17 protein-coding genes are annotated in these 17,341 nt (G+C 69.1%); 14 read left to right on the top strand and 3 right to left on the bottom strand.

Features of this window, described 5'->3' with window-relative positions:
• The first annotated feature begins 42 nt into the window (after positions 1-42).
• The 3 genes from phnE (OB2597_RS09610) to OB2597_RS09600 all read left to right on the top strand — a co-directional run bounded on the left by phnE (OB2597_RS09610) (position 43) and on the right by OB2597_RS09600 (position 2,942).
• Positions 43-930, top strand: a complete 888-nt coding sequence (gene phnE, locus OB2597_RS09610; RefSeq protein ID WP_040609239.1) for a phosphonate ABC transporter, permease protein PhnE — start codon at positions 43-45, stop codon at positions 928-930.
• Entirely contained in the window at positions 927-2,243 is a 1,317-nt protein-coding gene (gene phnE / locus OB2597_RS09605) for a phosphonate ABC transporter, permease protein PhnE (RefSeq protein ID WP_009805348.1), read from the top strand. Before phnE (OB2597_RS09610) ends, phnE (OB2597_RS09605) begins: the two co-directional genes overlap by 4 nt.
• Positions 2,244-2,324: 81 nt before the next feature.
• Positions 2,325-2,942, top strand: a complete 618-nt coding sequence (locus OB2597_RS09600) for an LbetaH domain-containing protein (protein WP_009805347.1) — start codon at positions 2,325-2,327, stop codon at positions 2,940-2,942.
• A gap of 131 nt (positions 2,943-3,073) precedes the next feature.
• On the opposite strand, the gene OB2597_RS09595 is transcribed toward OB2597_RS09600, so the two are convergent.
• Both OB2597_RS09595 and phnF read right to left on the bottom strand, forming a co-directional pair.
• A complete protein-coding gene (locus OB2597_RS09595; protein WP_009805346.1) occupies positions 3,074-4,255 on the bottom strand; it encodes an alpha-D-ribose 1-methylphosphonate 5-triphosphate diphosphatase in 1,182 nt (393 codons plus the stop codon).
• 81 nt (positions 4,256-4,336) lie between these two features.
• Positions 4,337-5,089: a phosphonate metabolism transcriptional regulator PhnF gene (phnF, locus tag OB2597_RS09590; protein ID WP_009805345.1), complete on the bottom strand. Its 753-nt coding sequence runs from the start codon at positions 5,087-5,089 to the stop codon at positions 4,337-4,339.
• A 96-nt stretch (positions 5,090-5,185) separates the two neighbouring features.
• Here phnF and phnG point away from each other — a divergent pair, with 96 nt between their 5' ends.
• The 11 genes from phnG (at position 5,186) to OB2597_RS09530 (ending at position 15,241) form a co-directional block, all read left to right on the top strand.
• Positions 5,186-5,641 (top strand): phosphonate C-P lyase system protein PhnG, encoded by a 456-nt coding sequence (gene phnG / locus OB2597_RS09585; protein ID WP_009805344.1) that lies wholly within the window; start codon positions 5,186-5,188, stop codon positions 5,639-5,641.
• Positions 5,641-6,204 (top strand): phosphonate C-P lyase system protein PhnH, encoded by a 564-nt coding sequence (phnH, locus tag OB2597_RS09580; RefSeq protein WP_009805343.1) that lies wholly within the window; start codon positions 5,641-5,643, stop codon positions 6,202-6,204. Before phnG ends, phnH begins: the two co-directional genes overlap by 1 nt.
• The gene (locus OB2597_RS09575) at positions 6,204-7,307 is read left to right on the top strand and encodes a carbon-phosphorus lyase complex subunit PhnI (RefSeq protein WP_009805342.1); all 1,104 of its coding nucleotides are present in this window, start codon (positions 6,204-6,206) and stop codon (positions 7,305-7,307) included. The genes phnH and OB2597_RS09575 overlap by 1 nt, the downstream gene beginning before the upstream one ends.
• A gap of 417 nt (positions 7,308-7,724) precedes the next feature.
• Positions 7,725-8,585, top strand: coding sequence for an alpha-D-ribose 1-methylphosphonate 5-phosphate C-P-lyase PhnJ (locus OB2597_RS09565; protein WP_009805340.1), 861 nt, complete (start codon positions 7,725-7,727; stop codon positions 8,583-8,585).
• A gap of 14 nt (positions 8,586-8,599) precedes the next feature.
• Positions 8,600-9,367, top strand: a complete 768-nt coding sequence (phnK, locus tag OB2597_RS09560) for a phosphonate C-P lyase system protein PhnK (RefSeq protein ID WP_040609664.1) — start codon at positions 8,600-8,602, stop codon at positions 9,365-9,367.
• A gap of 139 nt (positions 9,368-9,506) precedes the next feature.
• The gene (gene phnL, locus OB2597_RS09555) at positions 9,507-10,190 is read left to right on the top strand and encodes a phosphonate C-P lyase system protein PhnL (RefSeq protein WP_040609663.1); all 684 of its coding nucleotides are present in this window, start codon (positions 9,507-9,509) and stop codon (positions 10,188-10,190) included.
• Positions 10,187-10,750, top strand: a complete 564-nt coding sequence (gene phnN / locus OB2597_RS09550) for a phosphonate metabolism protein/1,5-bisphosphokinase (PRPP-forming) PhnN (protein WP_009805337.1) — start codon at positions 10,187-10,189, stop codon at positions 10,748-10,750. Before phnL ends, phnN begins: the two co-directional genes overlap by 4 nt.
• The gene (locus OB2597_RS09545; protein ID WP_009805336.1) at positions 10,747-11,901 is read left to right on the top strand and encodes an alpha-D-ribose 1-methylphosphonate 5-triphosphate diphosphatase; all 1,155 of its coding nucleotides are present in this window, start codon (positions 10,747-10,749) and stop codon (positions 11,899-11,901) included. Before phnN ends, OB2597_RS09545 begins: the two co-directional genes overlap by 4 nt.
• A gap of 200 nt (positions 11,902-12,101) precedes the next feature.
• Entirely contained in the window at positions 12,102-13,115 is a 1,014-nt protein-coding gene (locus OB2597_RS09540) for a C4-dicarboxylate TRAP transporter substrate-binding protein (RefSeq protein ID WP_040609237.1), read from the top strand.
• Between the two features lie 85 nt (positions 13,116-13,200).
• On the top strand, positions 13,201-13,833 hold the full coding sequence (locus tag OB2597_RS09535; RefSeq protein ID WP_009805334.1) for a TRAP transporter small permease subunit: 633 nt from the start codon (positions 13,201-13,203) through the stop codon (positions 13,831-13,833).
• Positions 13,834-13,843: 10 nt separating this feature from the next.
• Positions 13,844-15,241 (top strand): TRAP transporter large permease, encoded by a 1,398-nt coding sequence (locus OB2597_RS09530; protein WP_009805333.1) that lies wholly within the window; start codon positions 13,844-13,846, stop codon positions 15,239-15,241.
• Between the two features lie 480 nt (positions 15,242-15,721).
• On the opposite strand, the gene OB2597_RS09525 is transcribed toward OB2597_RS09530, so the two are convergent.
• Entirely contained in the window at positions 15,722-17,284 is a 1,563-nt protein-coding gene (locus tag OB2597_RS09525; protein ID WP_009805332.1) for a hypothetical protein, read from the bottom strand.
• Between the last annotated feature and the right edge of the window lie 57 nt (positions 17,285-17,341).

Here is a 17,341-nt window from a genome sequence, read left to right as displayed (position 1 = left end):
GCCCGTTTGCGGGTCCGCCCTCTTCGCGGGGGCATGGCCTGAATGGCAGATACGAGCGGGATGTCCGGCGGCCGCGTGGCGGCGGTCCGGGACGACTACATGGAACTGACGCGCCGCAAGCGCCTCTATTCGGGGATCCTGCTGGCCGTCTTCGTGGCGCTGATGGTCTCGGGGTTCATGGTGGCCGATGCGCGCAATGCGGGCGGGTTCTGGGACGGCTGGACCAACGTGCTGGATTTTCCGCGCGTGGTGGTGGCGGAAGCGGCGGAGAAGGCCGGCGAACTGCCGGGACATCTGATAGCCTTCTTTCCGGCGCTGATCGAGACGATCAACATCGCCGCCGTCTCGACGCTGTTCGGCGTGCTGGGCGGCGCGCTGCTGTCGATGCTGTCGACCCGGGGGCTGGCGCGCTGGCCCCGGCTGATCCCGCTCTTCCGCCGCATGATGGACGTGATGCGCGCCATCCCCGAGATCGTCATCGCGCTGGTGCTGATCTTCGTGCTGGGGGGCGGGCCGGTGCCGGCGATGATCGCCATCGCCTTCCATACGGTCGGCGCCCTCGGCAAGCTGTTCTCCGAGGTGAACGAGAATGCCTCGCTCAAACCGGTCGAGGGGCTGGCCTCGGTCGGGGCCACCTGGACCCAGCGGATGGTGCTGGGGGTGATGCCGCAGGTGGCGCCGAACTACCTCAGCTACGCGCTGCTGCGGTTCGAGATCAACATCCGCGCCTCGGCCATCCTCGGTTTCGTGGGGGCGGGCGGCATCGGCTACGAGCTCAAGAACGCCATGTCCTGGGGCCAGGGGCAGTACGACGAGAGCGCGGCGATCTTCCTTCTGCTCTTCGCCACTATCGTGACCTTCGACCAGGTCTCGTCCCTCGCCCGTGACCGCCTCACCCATGGCCGCAAGTCGGAGATGCTGCACCAATGACCATGACCGCGGATAACGCGCCGGATCTCAGGGCGCAGGCGGGCCGGCTGTTCCGGCGCAAGCGGCTGACCGCCTTCGGGATCCCGTTGCTGGTGCTCGTCTACCTCGTCTACGCGGTCTTCGCCTTCGACGTGCCGGGGCTGATCCGGACGGCCGATCCCGAGAACGGGCGCACGCTGATCCGCGACAGCTACAGCTACAAGACGCACGTGAGCCGGGACAACCGGTCCGGCGAGGTCTCGGTCGCGATCGAGGGCGAGCGCAAGGGCCAATATCCCGACGGCACGGCACCCGGCTGGGTCGCGCTCGGCGAGACGACGGTGATCACGCTCGACGGCGGCGGCATCGTCACCTTCGGGCCGGACGAGGTGAGCTACGACATTCCCGGCTACGGCCTCGTCACCGCGCGGCCCGGCAACGGCGGGGCCAACGCGACCTTTCCGACCGAAGAGCTGCCCGAGTGGATCAACGCCTCGAAGAACCGCGTGGCGATCACCACCGACGAGGCGCGGCTGACCATCACCCGGCGCAAAACCGAAGTCTTCCGCTATGAAACCGGGTGGGAGCTCTTCTTCTTCACCCTCGACAGCCCCTATCACGGCGTGGGGCCGGGCGAGATCGCCGCGCGCGCGATGTCGGGCGAATTGCCCGCGATCTGGAACGACTTCTGGCACAATCGCATGTGGCGTCACGCCGACGTGGCCTGGGCGCTGTTCGAGACGGTTCTGATGGCCTTCCTCGGCACCTTCGGCGCGGCTCTGGTGGCACTGCCGCTGGCCTTCCTCGCGGCGCGGAACTTCACGCCGCTGATGATCGTCCAGCAGGTCGCACGACGGTTCTTCGATTTCTTCCGGGGCGTGGACGCGCTGATCTGGACGATCGTGCTGGCCCGCGCCTTCGGGCCGGGACCGCTGACCGGGGCGCTGGCGATCCTGGTGACCGACACCGGCAGCTTCGGCAAGATGTTCTCGGAAGCGCTGGAGAATGTCGACGGCCGCCAGATCGAAGGGCTGCAATCCACCGGCGCGAAACCGGTCCAGCGCTACCGGTTCGGGGTGATCCCGCAGGTGACGCCGGTGCTGCTGAGCCAGGTGCTCTACTTCTTCGAATCGAACACGCGATCGGCCACGGTGATCGGCGCGATCACCGGCGGCGGCATCGGGCTCTTGCTGACCCAGGCGATGATCACCCAGAAGGACTGGGAAGAGGTGACCTATTACATCGTGCTCGTGGTGCTGATGGTCTTCGCCATGGACTGGTTCTCGGGCTGGCTGCGCCGCCGCCTGATCAGGGGCGACGACAGCGGACACTGAGCGCGCGCGCCCCTCTTCATCTTGCCGAAAATACTCCCGCCGGAGGCGTCCGGCGGCGCCGCATCCCGAAGGAGCCAGATCATGCCCCGCCTCTCCGACCACGGACCCGTCATCCATGAGGGCTGCGCGATCGCCGAAAGCCGGTTCGGCCGCTTTTGCGAGGTCGGGCAGGGCAGCCGGATCGCCCAATCCGAGTTCGGCGACTATTCCTATTGCGACCGCTTCGCCGACATCGCCAATGCCAGCATCGGGAAGTTCGCCAATATCGCCAGCTACACGCGGATCGGGGCGACGGACCATCCGCTGGAGACGGCGGCCTGCCATCATTTCCTCTATCGTTCGGCCGATTACTGGGAGGATGCGGAGGACGATCCGGCCTTCTTCGCGCACCGGCGGTCGCGCCGGGCACGGATCGGGCACGACACCTGGCTGGGCCACAACTGCATGATCAAGCCCGAGGTCACTCTCGGTCACGGCGCGGTGGTGGCGGCGGGGGCCGTCGTGACGAAGGACGTGGCGCCCTACACGATCGTCGCGGGCACGCCCGCCCGTGTCCTGCGGCGCCGACAGCCGGCGGACATCGCCGAGCGGCTGATCGCGCTGGCCTGGTGGGACTGGAGCCACGCGGAGCTGCGCGCGGCGCTGGAGGATTTCCGCGCGCTCACGGCCGCGGCCTTTCTCGAGAAGCACGGCGGGTGAACCGGCGGACGCCCCGCGCGGCGGGGCCACGCGATCCCGGTGCCAGACAGGGGGCTTTCCGCCCCCTCTGGGCCTGCGGCCCATTCACCCCCGGAGGATATTTTCCGGACCAAAGAAGGGCAGGTCGTCGGTCATTCCGCGGCGAGCGCGTTTCCCAGTGAGGCCAGGGCGAAGCGGTGCGCGGCCTCGCCGGCGAGGTGGGTGATGCGGCCGCCGGCGATGGTGGCCTCGATGGCGCGGGTCGCGGCGTTGACGACGACGAGATCGGCGCGTCGGCCCGGGTCGAGCCGGCCGCGGTCCGGCAGACGCAGGATGCGGGCCGGAGTTTCCGAGATCATCTCCCAGGCCCGGGGCAGCGGGAGGATGTCCTCGTCGGCGAGATGGAAGGCGGCGAGGTGCAGCGCGGGATAGTAGTAGTCCGAGACCAGCGCCTGGCAGAGGTCGGTGCGGACGAGATCCTCGGCGGCGATGTTGCCGGACTGCGATCCGCCGCGCACGATGTTGGGCGCGCCCATCAGGACCGGGTCGCCGACCGCGCGGGCCAGGGCGGCGGCCGAGCGGGCGGTCGGGAATTCGCAGATCTTCGCGCCGATCATCGAGAACATCTCGCGGGTTTCGCCATCGGGGTCGTCGTGGCTGCCGTAGATCACGCCGAGTTCGTCGAAGCGTTCGGCCAGGCGGCAGAGGTACCGCGGGACGAGGTGCTTCTGGCGGTGCGCCTCGCGGATGACCGCCAGGTGCTCCTGGGCGGTGCGGCCGGCGGAGGCGGCCCAGGCGGCCAGTTCCTCGGGGTTGCAGGCGGCCATGTGATCGGCCTGGTCGAGGTGATCGTTGAAGATCACGTAGTCGATCCCATAGGTTTCGATGGCCGACAGAAGGCGGTCGGCGGTTCCCACGGTATGGGTCTCGCAGCGGATCTGCAGGCGCAGGTCGGTCAGGGCCTGTGCGCGGTAGCGCGCGAGTGCCTGCATCATCCGGACCGCCTGTTCGGGGCCGCGCCGGCCGCCCTCCCAGCTCCAGCTCTGGGCGAGGTAGGCGGTGGTGATTCCGTTGGCCGCCGCCTCGCGGTCGGTCGAGCGCAGGCCGGTGGAGATGTCGAAGGGGGCGGCGGCGCGGGGGGCGATGTGGCGTTCGAAGGCGTCGCCATGCAGATCGACGATGCCGGGCAGGACGAGATAGCCCGAGAGATCGACCTCGGGGAGGGGGCCGCGGGTGATGCGCCCGCCGGCGATGGCGATCGAACGCGACTGCATTTCGCCGTCGCGCAGGATCTCCGCGCCGGTGAAGCGCAGGGCGGGGAGTGGCATCGACATCGGGTTCGGCCTGCTCATCGTGTTTCGCCTGTGGATAAACGAACAATGTATCGTCGGCGTGACACCGGCGGGCGTTTCGGCTCAGCCGGGGGCCGATCCGGGCCCGGGGTCTGGGTCGCGCTCGTGGTCGAGGGTCAGCGTCACCCGGTCGCCGGCAAACCAGGTCCGGCCGAATTCCACGGGGCGACCGCCGGTCGCGGCATTGACCGAGACCGTCCGCAGGAGCGGGTCGCCCTCGCGGCATTGCAGGTGGAGGGCCAGGGTGGCGGTGGCGCGTTCCGTGGTGATCCGCGTCCAGGCGCGGGTGTAGTCCGGAACGCCGCAGGCCCCAAGCGCTGCGGTGACCGAGCCGGTGGCAAGCAGGTGGTGCGGCAGGTCGGGCAGGTCCGCCGCCGGAAAGACCGAGCGGAAATAGGCCATCGGCAGGTCGTCGGCAAAGGAGAGCCCCTCGGAGACATGGACCCGCGCGGCCTGGGCCAGGCCGAGCGCTCCGGTCTCCTCTTCATCGCCGGCGCGGGTCTCCTGCGACAGGATCCGGCGCAGCGGAAGCCGCCCGGCGGCGCGGATGTTCTGGTGAAAGCGCACCCGCGTCCCGATGGGATAATCCGTGGGGCGCTGTGTGACGAAGACGCCGGCGCCGCGGCGCGACAGGACGAGGTCGCGGTCGGAGAGGTCGCGCAGCGCCCGCCGCACCGTATGGCGGTTGACGCCGAAACGGGCCGACAGCTGCGCCTCGGTCGGGAGCCGGTCGCCGGGCATGTAGCGGCCCGCGGCGAGGTCATCGGTCAGGGCCGAGGCGATGGATTGCCAGAGCGGCGTCTTTTCTCGTGTCACGAAACTTTCACCGGGACGGGGTTGAGGTGATCGGGCGAACCGGGTTATCACTTGTCTAGTTGTATAGGTAAATAGACAACTCGGCAAGGTGTCTAGATGAAAGAACTTCCCCAAGACGATGCGACCGGGCGCAAGGCCTGGATGGGTCTGCTGGCGCGCGCCCCGGCGACCGAGCTGGCCGCGCTCTGGGCGGCGGCGGGGGTCGCGCCCGGGTTCGCCTGGCTGCGGGCGCCGGAAACCGGGGGCGTGATGGTGCGTGGCCGGGCGGGGGCCACCGGCGCCGCCTTCAACCTGGGCGAGATGACCGTCACGCGCTGTTCGCTGAAGCTGGAGGACGGGCGGGTCGGTCACGCGGTGGCGCAGGGGCGTGACCGCCGGAAGGCCGAGATCGCGGCTCTGGTCGACGCGCTGATGCAGGGTTCGGAGGCGGACGAGGTCCGGGCGACGATCCTCGATCCGCTGGCGGCGGCACAGGCCGGGCGGCGCGCGGATCGGGCGGCCAGGGCGGCGGCGACGAAGGTGGATTTCTTTACGATGGTACGGGGGGAGTGATGGCGGCAGACGCTCTGGAAGGCGGGTTCGCCGAGGCGCCGATCCAGTCGGCGCAGGCGTTCCGCGCGGCGATGGAATGCATGGCGCGGCCGGGTCGGATCGACGAGATCGCCGGGGGCGCCGGGCCGGCGCCGCTGTCCGTGGCCGCCTCGACCCTGCTTCTGACGCTTTGCGATCCCGAGACGCCGGTGCACCTCGCCGGCGCCTTCGACCGGGCCGAGCTGCGGGAATGGATCACGTTCCACGCCGGCGCACCGCTGGTCGAAGCCGGCGAGGCCCTGTTCGCCGTCGGCCACTGGGACGAGTTGATGCCGTTGGACCGCTTTCGTGTCGGCACGCCGGAATACCCCGATCGCTCGGCGACGCTGATCGTCGAACTGGACGGGCTGGAGCCTGCGGGCGCCATGCTGCGGGGGCCGGGGATCCGCGAGACGGCCGCGCTGTCCCTGCCGGAGCGCGCGGCTTTCGTGGCGAACCGGCAGCTCTTTCCGCTGGGCCTCGATTTCTTCTTCACCTGCGGGACGCGGCTGGCCGCGCTGCCGCGCACGACGGAGGTTTCCTGATGTACGTGGCCGTCAAGGGGGGCGAGCGCGCCATCGACAATGCGCATCGCTGGCTGGACGAGGAACGGCGCGGCGATCCGGCGGTGGCCGAGTTGTCGGTGGCCCAGATCCGCGAACAGCTGGCGCTTGCGGTGAACCGGGTCATGGCGGAAGGGTCGCTCTACGATCCCGATCTCGCCGCGCTGGCGATCAAGCAGGCGCGCGGCGACCTGATCGAGGCGATCTTCCTGATCCGCGCCTACCGCACGACGCTGCCCCGGTTCGGGGCGTCCGAGCCGGTCGAGACGGGGGCGATGGACTGCGACCGCCGGATCTCGGCCACGTTCAAGGACGCGCCGGGGGGGCAGGTGCTGGGGCCGACCTTCGACTATACGCACAGGCTTCTGGATTTTGCGCTGGAGGCCGAGGGTCTCGAACCACCCGAGGCGGCGCGGGCCGAGGCGGCGCCGGGTCCGGTGCCGCATGTGACGGATTTCCTCGACCGCGAGGGGCTGCTTCAGACCGAGACAATGCCCGGGGACGATCGCCCGCGCGATCTGACCCGCGAGCCGCTGGAGCTTCCCGCCGACCGGCCGCTGCGGTTGCAGGCACTGACGCGCGGGGACGAGGGGTTCGTCCTGGGCATGGCCTATTCGACGCAGCGCGGCTACGGGCGGAACCACCCCTTCGTCGGCGAACTGCGGATCGGGACGGTGCCGGTCGAGATGGAGGTGCCCGAGCTGGGGTTCGCGGTCGAGATCGGTGAGATCGTCCTGACCGAATGCGAGACGGTGAACCAGTTCGTCGGATCGAAGACCGAGCCGCCGCAATTCACGCGCGGCTACGGGCTGGTTTTCGGCCAGACCGAGCGCAAGGCGATCTCCATGGCGCTGGTGGACCGGGCGCTGAGATGGGAAGAGCTGGGCGAGGACAACGTGGGCGCGCCGGCGCAGGACGAGGAATTTGTGCTCTACCATTCGGACAACATCCAGGCGACGGGGTTCCTGGAACACATCAAGCTGCCGCATTACGTGGACTTCCAGTCCGAGCTCGAGCTGATCCGCAAGCTGCGCCGCGAGGCCGAGGAACGGGGCGGAGACGCGCAGAGGGAGGCGGCGGAATGAGTGTCGGCGTGGCGCCAGTGGCGAGGGCAGTCGCCTCCGGCGGGAGTATTTCGGGCAAGATGAAGAGGCGGGGCGGTTCCCCGCTCCCCGGCATCGTCCAGCTTCCGGCGCGGTGTCGGATCGGCGTCGGGGTGGCGGCGCGTGGCGTCGGGATCATCCCAAGCGGAGCGCGGCGCGCCGTCGGGGGCGATCGTGCCCTCGAGGCTTTCGCGCCGGCGCCGGCGTTGGCGCGGGACGAGGAAAGCGAAGATCAGGCCGGACGGGCAGGTCGGCGAGACAGATCCGAGCGCGGGATGATCGCCGGGCCGCGGGACGAGCCGGAGCCGGACCATCGCGACGCGCGGCCAGATCACGGCGAACGGGCCGATCAGAATTCGAAGGGCGGGCGCGCGCCTCGTCCAGACCGGGGGACGCGTCATGTCTGAGTACAACTTCGCCTATCTCGACGAACAGACCAAGCGGATGATCCGCAGGGCGATCCTCAAGGGGCTGGCGATCCCCGGCTATCAGGTGCCCTTCGCCAGCCGCGAGATGCCCATGCCCTATGGCTGGGGGACGGGCGGTGTGCAGGTCTCGGCCGCGACCCTGACACCCGATGACACCTTCAAGGTGATCGACCAGGGGGCGGACGACACCACCAACGCGGTCTCGATCCGCAAGTTCTTCGAAAAGACCGGCGGGGTCGCGGTGACCGAGCGGACGGCGGAGGCGACGGTCATCCAGACCCGCCACCGCATCCCCGAGGAGCCGCTGAAGGAGGGGCAGGTGCTGGTCTACCAGGTGCCCATTCCCGAGCCGCTGCGCTTTCTCGAACCCTCCGAGGTCGAGACGCGGAAGATGCATGCGCTCGAGGAATACGGGCTGATGCATGTCAAGCTCTACGAGGATATCTCGCGCCACGGGCATATCTCGACGGCCTACGCCTACCCGGTGAAGGTCGAGGGGCGCTATGTCATGGACCCTTCGCCGATCCCCAAGTTCGACAATCCCAAGATGGAGATGGCGGCGATCCAGCTGTTCGGGGCCGGGCGCGAGCAGCGGATCTATGCGCTGCCCCCCCATACGCAGGTGGTCAGCCTGGATTTCGAGGATCACCCGTTCGACCCGTCCAAGGCCGCGCATCCCTGTGACATGTGCGGGGCCGGAGACAGCTATCTCGACGAGGTCATCGTCGATGACCGGGGTGGGCGGATGTTCGTCTGCTCCGATACGGATTACTGCCGCGCGCGGCGCGAGGCGGGGCATCGCGGGCGGCTCGCCGCGGAGGAGATGGCATGAAGGATCTCGGGGTGATGCAACCGCTGCTGCGGGTCGAGGGGCTGAGCCGGAGCTACGGCTCGCGGATCGGCTGTGCAGATGTGTCGTTCGATCTCTGGCCGGGCGAGGTCATGGGAATCGTCGGCGAGAGCGGATCGGGCAAGACGACGCTGCTCAACTGCCTCGCCGGGCAGCTGGAGCCGGACGGCGGGGCGGTCCTTTTCGATCAGGGGGGCGTGCTCGTGGACACGGTCACCATGCCCGAGCCGCAGCGGCGCCGCCTGGGACGGACCGACTGGGCCTTCGTCCATCAGCATGCCCACCAGGGGCTGCGGATGAACGTCTCGGCCGGCGGCAACGTGGGCGAGCGGCTGATGGCGGTCGGCGCGCGGCACTACGGCGACATCCGCGACCAGGCGCTCGACTGGCTGGGCCGGGTCGAGATCGCCGGGGACAGGATAGACGACCGCCCCTCGGCCTTCTCGGGCGGGATGCGCCAGCGGCTGCAGATCGCGCGGAACCTGGTGACGGGCCCCCGTCTGGTCTTCATGGACGAGCCGACCGGCGGGCTGGACGTGTCGGTGCAGGCGCGGCTGCTCGACCTTCTGCGCGGGCTGGTGCGCGAGATGGGCCTCTCGGCGGTGATCGTGACGCACGACCTGGCCGTGGTGCGGCTGCTGGCGGACCGGCTGATGGTGATGAAGGACGGCCATGTGGTCGAGACGGGGCTGACCGACCAGGTGCTGGACGACCCGCAGCATGGCTATACGCAGCTGCTGGTGTCGAGCGTGCTGCAGGTATGAGCGTGCGTGACCGAGGGCAGGGGCCGGACGCGGGCCGGCGCGGGGACGGAGACACGGCGCGCCAAGCGACAAGTGACGGCGTCGGACGGACACGGCACCCGCGCGCGGCCGCGCACTGCAAGCTAGAAGGAAGACCATGATGATCAGGATCGAGAACCTGTCCAAGACCTTCACCCTGCACAACCAGGGCGGGGCCGTGATCCCGGTCATGGAGGGCGCGGAGCTCACGGTGGAAAAGGGTGAGTGCGTCGCGCTCACCGGGGCGTCGGGGGCGGGCAAGTCGACGCTGATGCGGATGATCTACGGCAACTACCTCGCGGCCTCGGGGCATATCCGGGTGGGCGGGACCGACGTGGCGGCGGCCGACCCGCGCGAGATCCTGCAACTGAGGCGCGAGGTTCTGGGCTATGTCAGCCAGTTCCTGCGGGTGGTGCCACGCGTGCCGGTGCTGGACGTGGTGGCCGAACCGCTGAGGACCGTGGGCGTGCCGGGCGAGCGCGCCCGGCGCCGGGCCGAGGAACTGCTCAGGCGGCTGAACGTCCCCGAGACGCTCTGGACGCTCAGCCCGACGACGTTTTCGGGCGGAGAGCAGCAGAGGGTGAACATCGCGCGCGGCTTTGCCCACGACTATCCCGCGCTGCTGCTGGACGAGCCGACGGCGAGCCTGGACGCGCGCAACCGGGACGTGGTGCTGTCGCTGATCGAGGAGGCCAAGGCGCGCGGCGCCGCCATCGTGGGCATCTTTCACGACGAGGCGGCCCGCGACCGGGTCTGCGACCGGGTGGTGGACGTGACCGGCTTTTCGCCGGCGCGGGCGGCATGACCGTGGCGGGGCGGCTGATCGGCGTGGTGGGGCCCTCGGGGGTCGGCAAGGACACGGTGATGGAGGCCGTCGCCGCGGCGCGGCCGGAGGTGCGGCTGGTCCGGCGGGTCATCACGCGGCCCGGCGATGCCGGCGGCGAGGCCTTCGACGGCGTGTCGGAAGAGGCTTTCGCCCGACGCGCCGCCGCGGGCGAATTCGCGCTGCACTGGGAGGCGCACGGCCTGCGCTACGGCATCCCGCGCGCCGTCGAGGGAATGATCGCCGAGGGGCGGACCGCCCTGGTCAACCTCTCGCGCGGGGTGCTGGTACAGGCGCAGGCGCGGTTTCCCCGCTTTGCCGTGCTGGCGCTGACCGCCGCGCCCGAGGTGCTGGCGCAGCGCCTGGCGGGCCGCGGCCGCGAGAGCGCCGAAGAGATCGCGCGCCGCCTGGAGCGCGCGGACAGGGCGCTGCCCCCGGGGCTCGACCGCGTGATGACGGTGGACAATGGCGGCGCGCTCGAGGACACGGTGGCGGAGGTGCTGGCCCTGCTGGACCCCGCCGGGACAGAGGTGACGGAATGAGAGATACGGTGCCGGGCGGAGAAACCGTCCTGACCAATGCGCGGCTGATCCTGCCGGGCGAGGTGATCGAGGGCCATGTGGTCCTGCGCGACGGCCGGGTGGCCGAGATCGGAACGGGCGACGCGGCGCAGGGCATCGACTGTGCCGGTGACTGGATCGCGCCGGGGCTGGTCGAGCTGCACACCGACAACCTGGAACGGCACATGCAGCCGCGTCCCGGGGTGAACTGGCCGCATCACGCCGCCATCGTCTCGCATGACCGGGAACTGGCGGGCTGCGGCATCACCACCGTCTTCGACGCGATCCGGGTGGGGTCGATCGTCTCGGACCAGAACAAGCGGTACGGTAAATACGCGCGCTCGATGGCGGACGAGATCCTCGCCATGCGGGACCTGGGCGCGCTGCGGATCAGCCATCACCTCCACCTGCGGGCCGAGACCTGTTCCGAGACCCTGCTGGAGGAACTGGCCGAGTTCGACGAGGCGGATCGCGTGGGCATCGTATCGCTCATGGATCACACGCCGGGGCAGCGGCAGTTCCGCGATATCCGCAAGTTCGAGGACTATGTCTGCGGCAAGCACGGCCTGTCGAAGGAGGGGTTCGGCGAATATTGCGACTTCCTGACCGGTTTGCACGACCGGCTGGGGGCCGAGCACGAGGCCGGGGCGGTCGCGGCGGCGGCGCGCTACGGCGCGGTGCTGGCCAGTCACGACGATACCACGGCCGGGCAGGTCGCGACCTCGGCGGCGCATGGCGTGGGAATGGCGGAATTCCCCACGACGGAAGAGGCCGCGCGGGCCTGTCACGCCAATGGCATCAAGGTGATCATGGGGGCGCCGAACCTCGTGCGGGGGGGGTCGCATTCGGGCAATGTCGCGGCGCGGGATCTGGCGCAGGCCGGGCTGCTGGACATCCTGTCGTCGGACTACGTGCCCTCGGCGCTTCTGCTGGCGGCCGTGCAGCTGGGCGAGATCTGGGGCGACATGGCGCGCGGCATCGCGACGGTGACCTCGGGCCCGGCGCGCGCGGCCGGCCTGACGGATCGCGGCATGCTCGAGCCGGGGCAACGGGCCGATATCGTTCGGTTCGCGATGACCGGCGGCGTGCCGGCCGTGCGCGGGGTCTGGGTGCAGGGCGCGCGGGTGGCCTGACCGGACGGGGCCGCGCCGTGCCGCCGACGATCCCGCCCCCGCATCCCCTTCGCGGCAGGGGGCATGCGCGATGCACGCGGAGAGAGCGATGTTCGGCTCCGCCACGATTCCGCCTTTGATTCTGCTTGCGAATTGAGTATCGCGCTGTACGATTTTGGAAGAACCGGCCCATGATGAGGCCGGATACCGGGAGGAATATCATGACCAAGTACCTTCAGGGTGCAGCCGTGGCTGCGCTTTCCGTCGCCATCGCCGCGCCCGCCGTGGCCGAGGAATGGAACGTCTCCGTCTGGGGCAAGCGCCGAGCCTTCACCGAACATGTCGAGAAACTGGCCGAACTGGTGTCGGAAAAGACCGACGGCGAGTTCACGATGAACATCTCCTATGGCGGGCTGTCCAAGAACACCGAGAACCTCGACGGGATCTCGATCGGCGCCTTCGAGATGGCGCAGTTCTGCGCCGGCTACCACGAGGACAAGAACCCCACGATCACCGTGCTGGAACTGCCGTTCCTCGGCGTGCGCAACCTGGAAGAGGAAGTCGCGGTCAGCCACATGATCTATGATCATCCGGCGGTGCAGGAAGACCTCGCGCGGTGGAACGCCAAGCTGCTGATGACCTCGCCGATGCCGCAGTACAACATCGTCGGCACCGGCGATCCGCGCTCTACCGTCGAGGATTTCGAAGGCATGCGCGTCCGTGCCACCGGCGGCCTCGGCGAGGCGTTCCGCGCGGTCGGCGCCGTGCCGACCTCCGTGCCCTCGAACGAGGCCTACAACGCGATGGATTCCAACGTGGTCGACACCGTGGCCTTCGCCCAGCACGCGCACCTGTCGTTCCGCACCATCGACCAGGCCACCTGGTGGACGGCGAACCTGAACCCGGGCACCGTGAACTGCCCGATCGTGGTGAACATGGACGCCTACGAGGGGCTGTCCGACGAACACCGCGAGGCGCTCGACAGTTCGGTCGATGAGGCGATCGAGTACTACGTCGACAACTATCAGAACAACGTCCTCAAACAGTGGGACCAGATCCTGGAAGAGAAGAACGTGACCAAGGTCGAGTTCTCCGAAGAGGAGCTGCAGAAGTTCCGCGAGGCGACGCAAGGTATTGCCGACCAGTGGATCGAGGAGAAGAGCGCGCAGGGCATCCCCGCGCAGGAGCTCTATGACATGGTCAAGGCCAAGCTGGCCGAAATGCACGGCATGTGATCCCGGCCGGATGCCGGGATCAGGGGGCCCCGGTTCGCGACCGGGGCCTCCGCTTTTTCGAACGGGAACATGAGAGGGGGCGGCCATGGCCGGATCAGCCGCGGTACTCGAGGACGGGTCGGCGCTCAGCCGGCTGGAGCGGGCTCTCTACCGGCTTGAGCAGGTGTTCGGCGTGATATCCGGGCTGGCGGTGCTGGCCCTGATGCTGCTGGCCGTCTTCTCGGTCGGGGGGCGACATTTCTTCAACGCGCCGCTGCCGGGCTATGTCGACTGGATCCAGCTGGCCATGCCGCTGATCGCCTTTCTGGGGATCTCCTACGCGCAGCGCGACGGCGGGCACATCCGCATGGACATCCTGATCGGGCGGCTGCACGGCCGGCCGCTCTGGGCGGCCGAGTTCCTCACGACCCTCGCCACGCTGCTGCTGATCGCGCTGCTGATCTGGGGCAGCTGGGCGCATTTCGGCCGGTCCTTCGACTGGGACGCGCCGAACTGGAGCCGTGACAGCACCATCGACATCGGCCTGCCGATCTGGCCGGCCAAGATCATCGTGCCGATCGCCTTCGGCGTGATGGCGGCGCGCCTCGTTCTCCAGCTCTGGGGCTACGTGCGGGCGCTGGTCCACGGCGGGGACAGGCCGATCGGCGTGCCGCTGATGAAATCGGCCGCCGAACTGGCGGCGGAAGAGGCCGAGCACGTCTCGGGCCTCGACAGGTAGGGGCTGCGGGATGACAAGTATCGAAATCGGGCTCTGGGTCTCGGGCGGGCTGCTGGTCCTGGTCCTGCTGGGAATGCGCGTGGCCTTCGCCGCCGGCACGGCGGGCTTGGTCGGGCTGATCTGGATTTTCTGGGAAAAGAAGGACTACGCCTGGGACGAGTTCAGCTGGGCGCTCGGCGTGGCGGTCAAGACGGCGGGGCAGGTGCCCCACTCCAAGATCGCCAGCCAGGAGCTGTCGCTTATCCCGGTCTTCATCCTGATCGGCTACATGGCCTATTACGCGGGGTTGACCAAGGCGCTCTTCGACGCGGCCAAGAAATGGCTGGGCTGGCTGCCCGGCGGCATGGCGGTCTCGACCGTCTTCGCGACGGCGGGGTTCTCGGCGGTGTCGGGGGCTTCTGTGGCGACCTCGGCCGTCTTCGCCCGCATCGCCATCCCCGAAATGCTGAAGCTCGGCTATGACAAGCGGTTCGCGGCGGGCGTCGTGGCGGCAGGCGGCACGCTGGCCTCGCTGATCCCGCCCTCGGCGATCCTGGTGATCTACGCGATCATCGTCGAACAGGACGTGGGCAAGCTGCTGCTGGCGGGCTTCATCCCCGGCGTCTTCTCGGCCGTGGTCTATGGCGGGCTGATCGTGGGGCTGGCGCTGACGATGCCGAAATTCGGACCGCCGATCCGGGGCTTCACCTGGGGCGAGCGGCTCCGGTCTCTCGGCCCGGCCTTCCCGATCTTCTTCGTGGTGCTGATCATCATTTCCTTCATCTACAACCCCTTCGGCGACCCGCTCGGCACGCCGACCGAGGGCGGGGCGCTCGGCGCGGCGCTGATCTTCGCCATGGCGCTGATCAAGGGGATGTCCTGGTCGCAGCTCAAGGATGCGCTGCTCGAGACCGCCAAGCTGGCCACGATGATCTTCACGATCATCTGGGGCGTGCTGATCTACGTCCGCTTTCTCGGCTTCGCGAACCTGCCGCGCGCCTTCTCGGACTGGATCCAGGGGCTGGAGCAGTCGCCGATGGTGACGCTGATCATGATCCTGCTGGCCTACGCGGTGCTGGGCATGTTCATGGACGCGATCGGAATGCTGCTGCTGACCCTGCCGGTGGTCTACCCGGCGGTGATGGCGCTGAACGGGGGCGATCTTGTGTCGGCGGCCGACAGCACCTTCGGCATGTCGGGGCCGATGTGCGCGATCTGGTTCGGGATCCTGGTGGTGAAGATGGCCGAGTTCTGTCTGATAACGCCGCCCATAGGCCTGAACTGCTTCGTCGTCGCGGGCGTGCGGCCGGAGCTTTCGGTGCAGGACGTCTTCCGCGGCGTGACGCCCTTCTTCGTGGCGGACGCGCTGACCATCGCGGGGCTGGTGGCCTTCCCGGGCATCGTGCTCTGGCTGCCGTCCCTGGCCTGACCGCCCGATCCCGCGGTTCCGGCCCGGGAGCGCTCCGGCCCGCGCAATGCGGAGAGGACTGCGCCCGGCCCGAGGGTGGCGCAGGGGCGCGGTCGTCGGAGCCGAGGTCGTCTTCGTGCGGCCGGGCAGTACATGATCCGAAGGCCGAGGTTCACGACACGGAGTTCATTCCGATCCGAACGTTGCTGGAAACAACGTGCTCACCCGTTCCGACCCGGGGACGCTCCGGCCCGCGCAATGCGGAGAGGACGGCGCCCGGCCGAGGGTGGCGCAGTGGCGCCGACTTCGGAGCCAAGGGCTTCGGCGAAATGGGGGGCGGCGACGCTGGCCGGCGGTCAGGCCGGCGGAACAGGTGCGCGGGGCGGTGCGGGACGCGGCGGACAGCGGAGGGCCTTGGCTTCCTGCCCGGTATGCTGCGTCCGCCCGCATAACGGGCCGTTCGCCGGTCCGCGACCCTTCCGCGCCGCGACGCCGTGCCCCTCAGTCGCGCCGTTCCAGCAGGCGGAAACGCTCGGTCCGGTCGATCTCGGTGTAGCCGCCCTGGATGAAGGCATCGAGAACCGGGAACTGCTCCAGATACTCGGCCGAGCTTTCCGGCCGGCCCGTCACCCAGGGCGTCCCGTCGCCATGCTGGACCACGATGTGGCGGGGCGGGTCGGACACCAGGCGTGTCATCAGGTCGCCGGTATAGCGGCCGTCGTGAAAATCCACGACGAAAGGCCAGGCATAGGGATAACGGTAGCGCGGGGGCTCTCCGACGAGCAGGTAGAGCATCGTCTCGTAGCCCCAGACGAAAAGCCCGTCTTCCGGCGCGCGGTGCGCGGCGAGACGGGCGGCGAAGGCCTCGGTATCGACGATGTCGAAATCGGGCGGCATGGGGTGGATGGCATGGTAGTCGGTCAGCGGGGCCTGGCGCAGCCAGAGGCTGAGCGACTTGATGCTGCGGCCCCAGATCGGCGTCGAGACGATCACCCAGGCCAGGCCGAGCGCGATCAGCGCCCGGGCTGTCGCCGGGCCGACCAGCCGCCGCACCAGAGCGCCGTGCAGCGCGGCGAGGAAGAGGCCCCAGAGGATCGCGTAGACCGGGATCAGCGGCATGAAATGATAGGCAAAGCCCTTGCCCTGGACATGGCCCGACAGGAAGGCGGTCAGTCCCCAGACGAGCAGCGAGTAGACAAACAGGCTCTCGCCGCGCATGAGGGCGGCGAGCCAGGGCAGCAGGCCCAGCACGGTGATCCAGGCCATCACCGGCGACGGGGTGAGGATCGCCACCACCTCGCGCAGGATCCCCGGCGCCTGCGAGCCGTAGGCGATATAGCCGCGGATGTAGTCCTGGATCTCGAGAAAGGGGACGAGGGCGCCCGCCAGGTGGAGCGAAACTCCGATCAGCCCGAGGACGCAAGCGCCCCCGAGGACATAGGCCAGCAGGTCTGAAAGGTGGAAGCGCACAGCGGCCCCGCCGGCAACGAGGGGGAGGAAGACCAGCAGGCCGGAGGCGGCGACGGTGTACTTGAACCCGACCCCCACGGCCAGAACCGCGCCGCCCGCCAGCATCCAAAGGACCCGCGGCCAGCCCGACCGGTCCCATCCCGCCAGCAGGCACAGCAGCGAGGGGATCACGGTCATCCCGGCCCAGCCATCGGTCTGGGCGTGTTCCCAGTAGGTCAGCGCATAGTAGATCAGCGCGAAGCCGAGACCGGAAAAGCCCGCCTCGGCCGGGCTGCGGCCCAGGCGCTGCATCACCCGCACCAGGCCCAGCACCGCCAGCAGGACGAACCCCAGGTCCCACAGGCGGATCGCCTGCATATGGGTGCCGAACGCCGCCTGCGAGAGGTGGTGCATCAGCGTGGTGAGGGGCGGCTTGATGTTGTAGACGTCGCGATAGGTGGTCAGGCCCTCGCCCCAGGCAAAGGCGATCGTGGCGTGAATGCCCTGGTCCCGGCCGAAGGGTTCCGCGATCGTGTAGAGGCCCAGCAGAACGACGCTCAGCCCCGCATAGAGATACGCGCGGGTCCAGCCCGTCGGGCCGATCGCCTGGGTCATGCCTCTGCCCTCACCGTTTCGCTTTTCCGCGCAATCTGCACCAAACCCCGGGCCGTT

Source organism: Pseudooceanicola batsensis HTCC2597 (assembly GCF_000152725.1).
GTDB lineage: Bacteria > Pseudomonadota > Alphaproteobacteria > Rhodobacterales > Rhodobacteraceae > Pseudooceanicola > Pseudooceanicola batsensis.
Note: the sequence above shows the minus strand (reverse complement) of the source record. Positions and strands in the feature narration are given on the sequence as shown.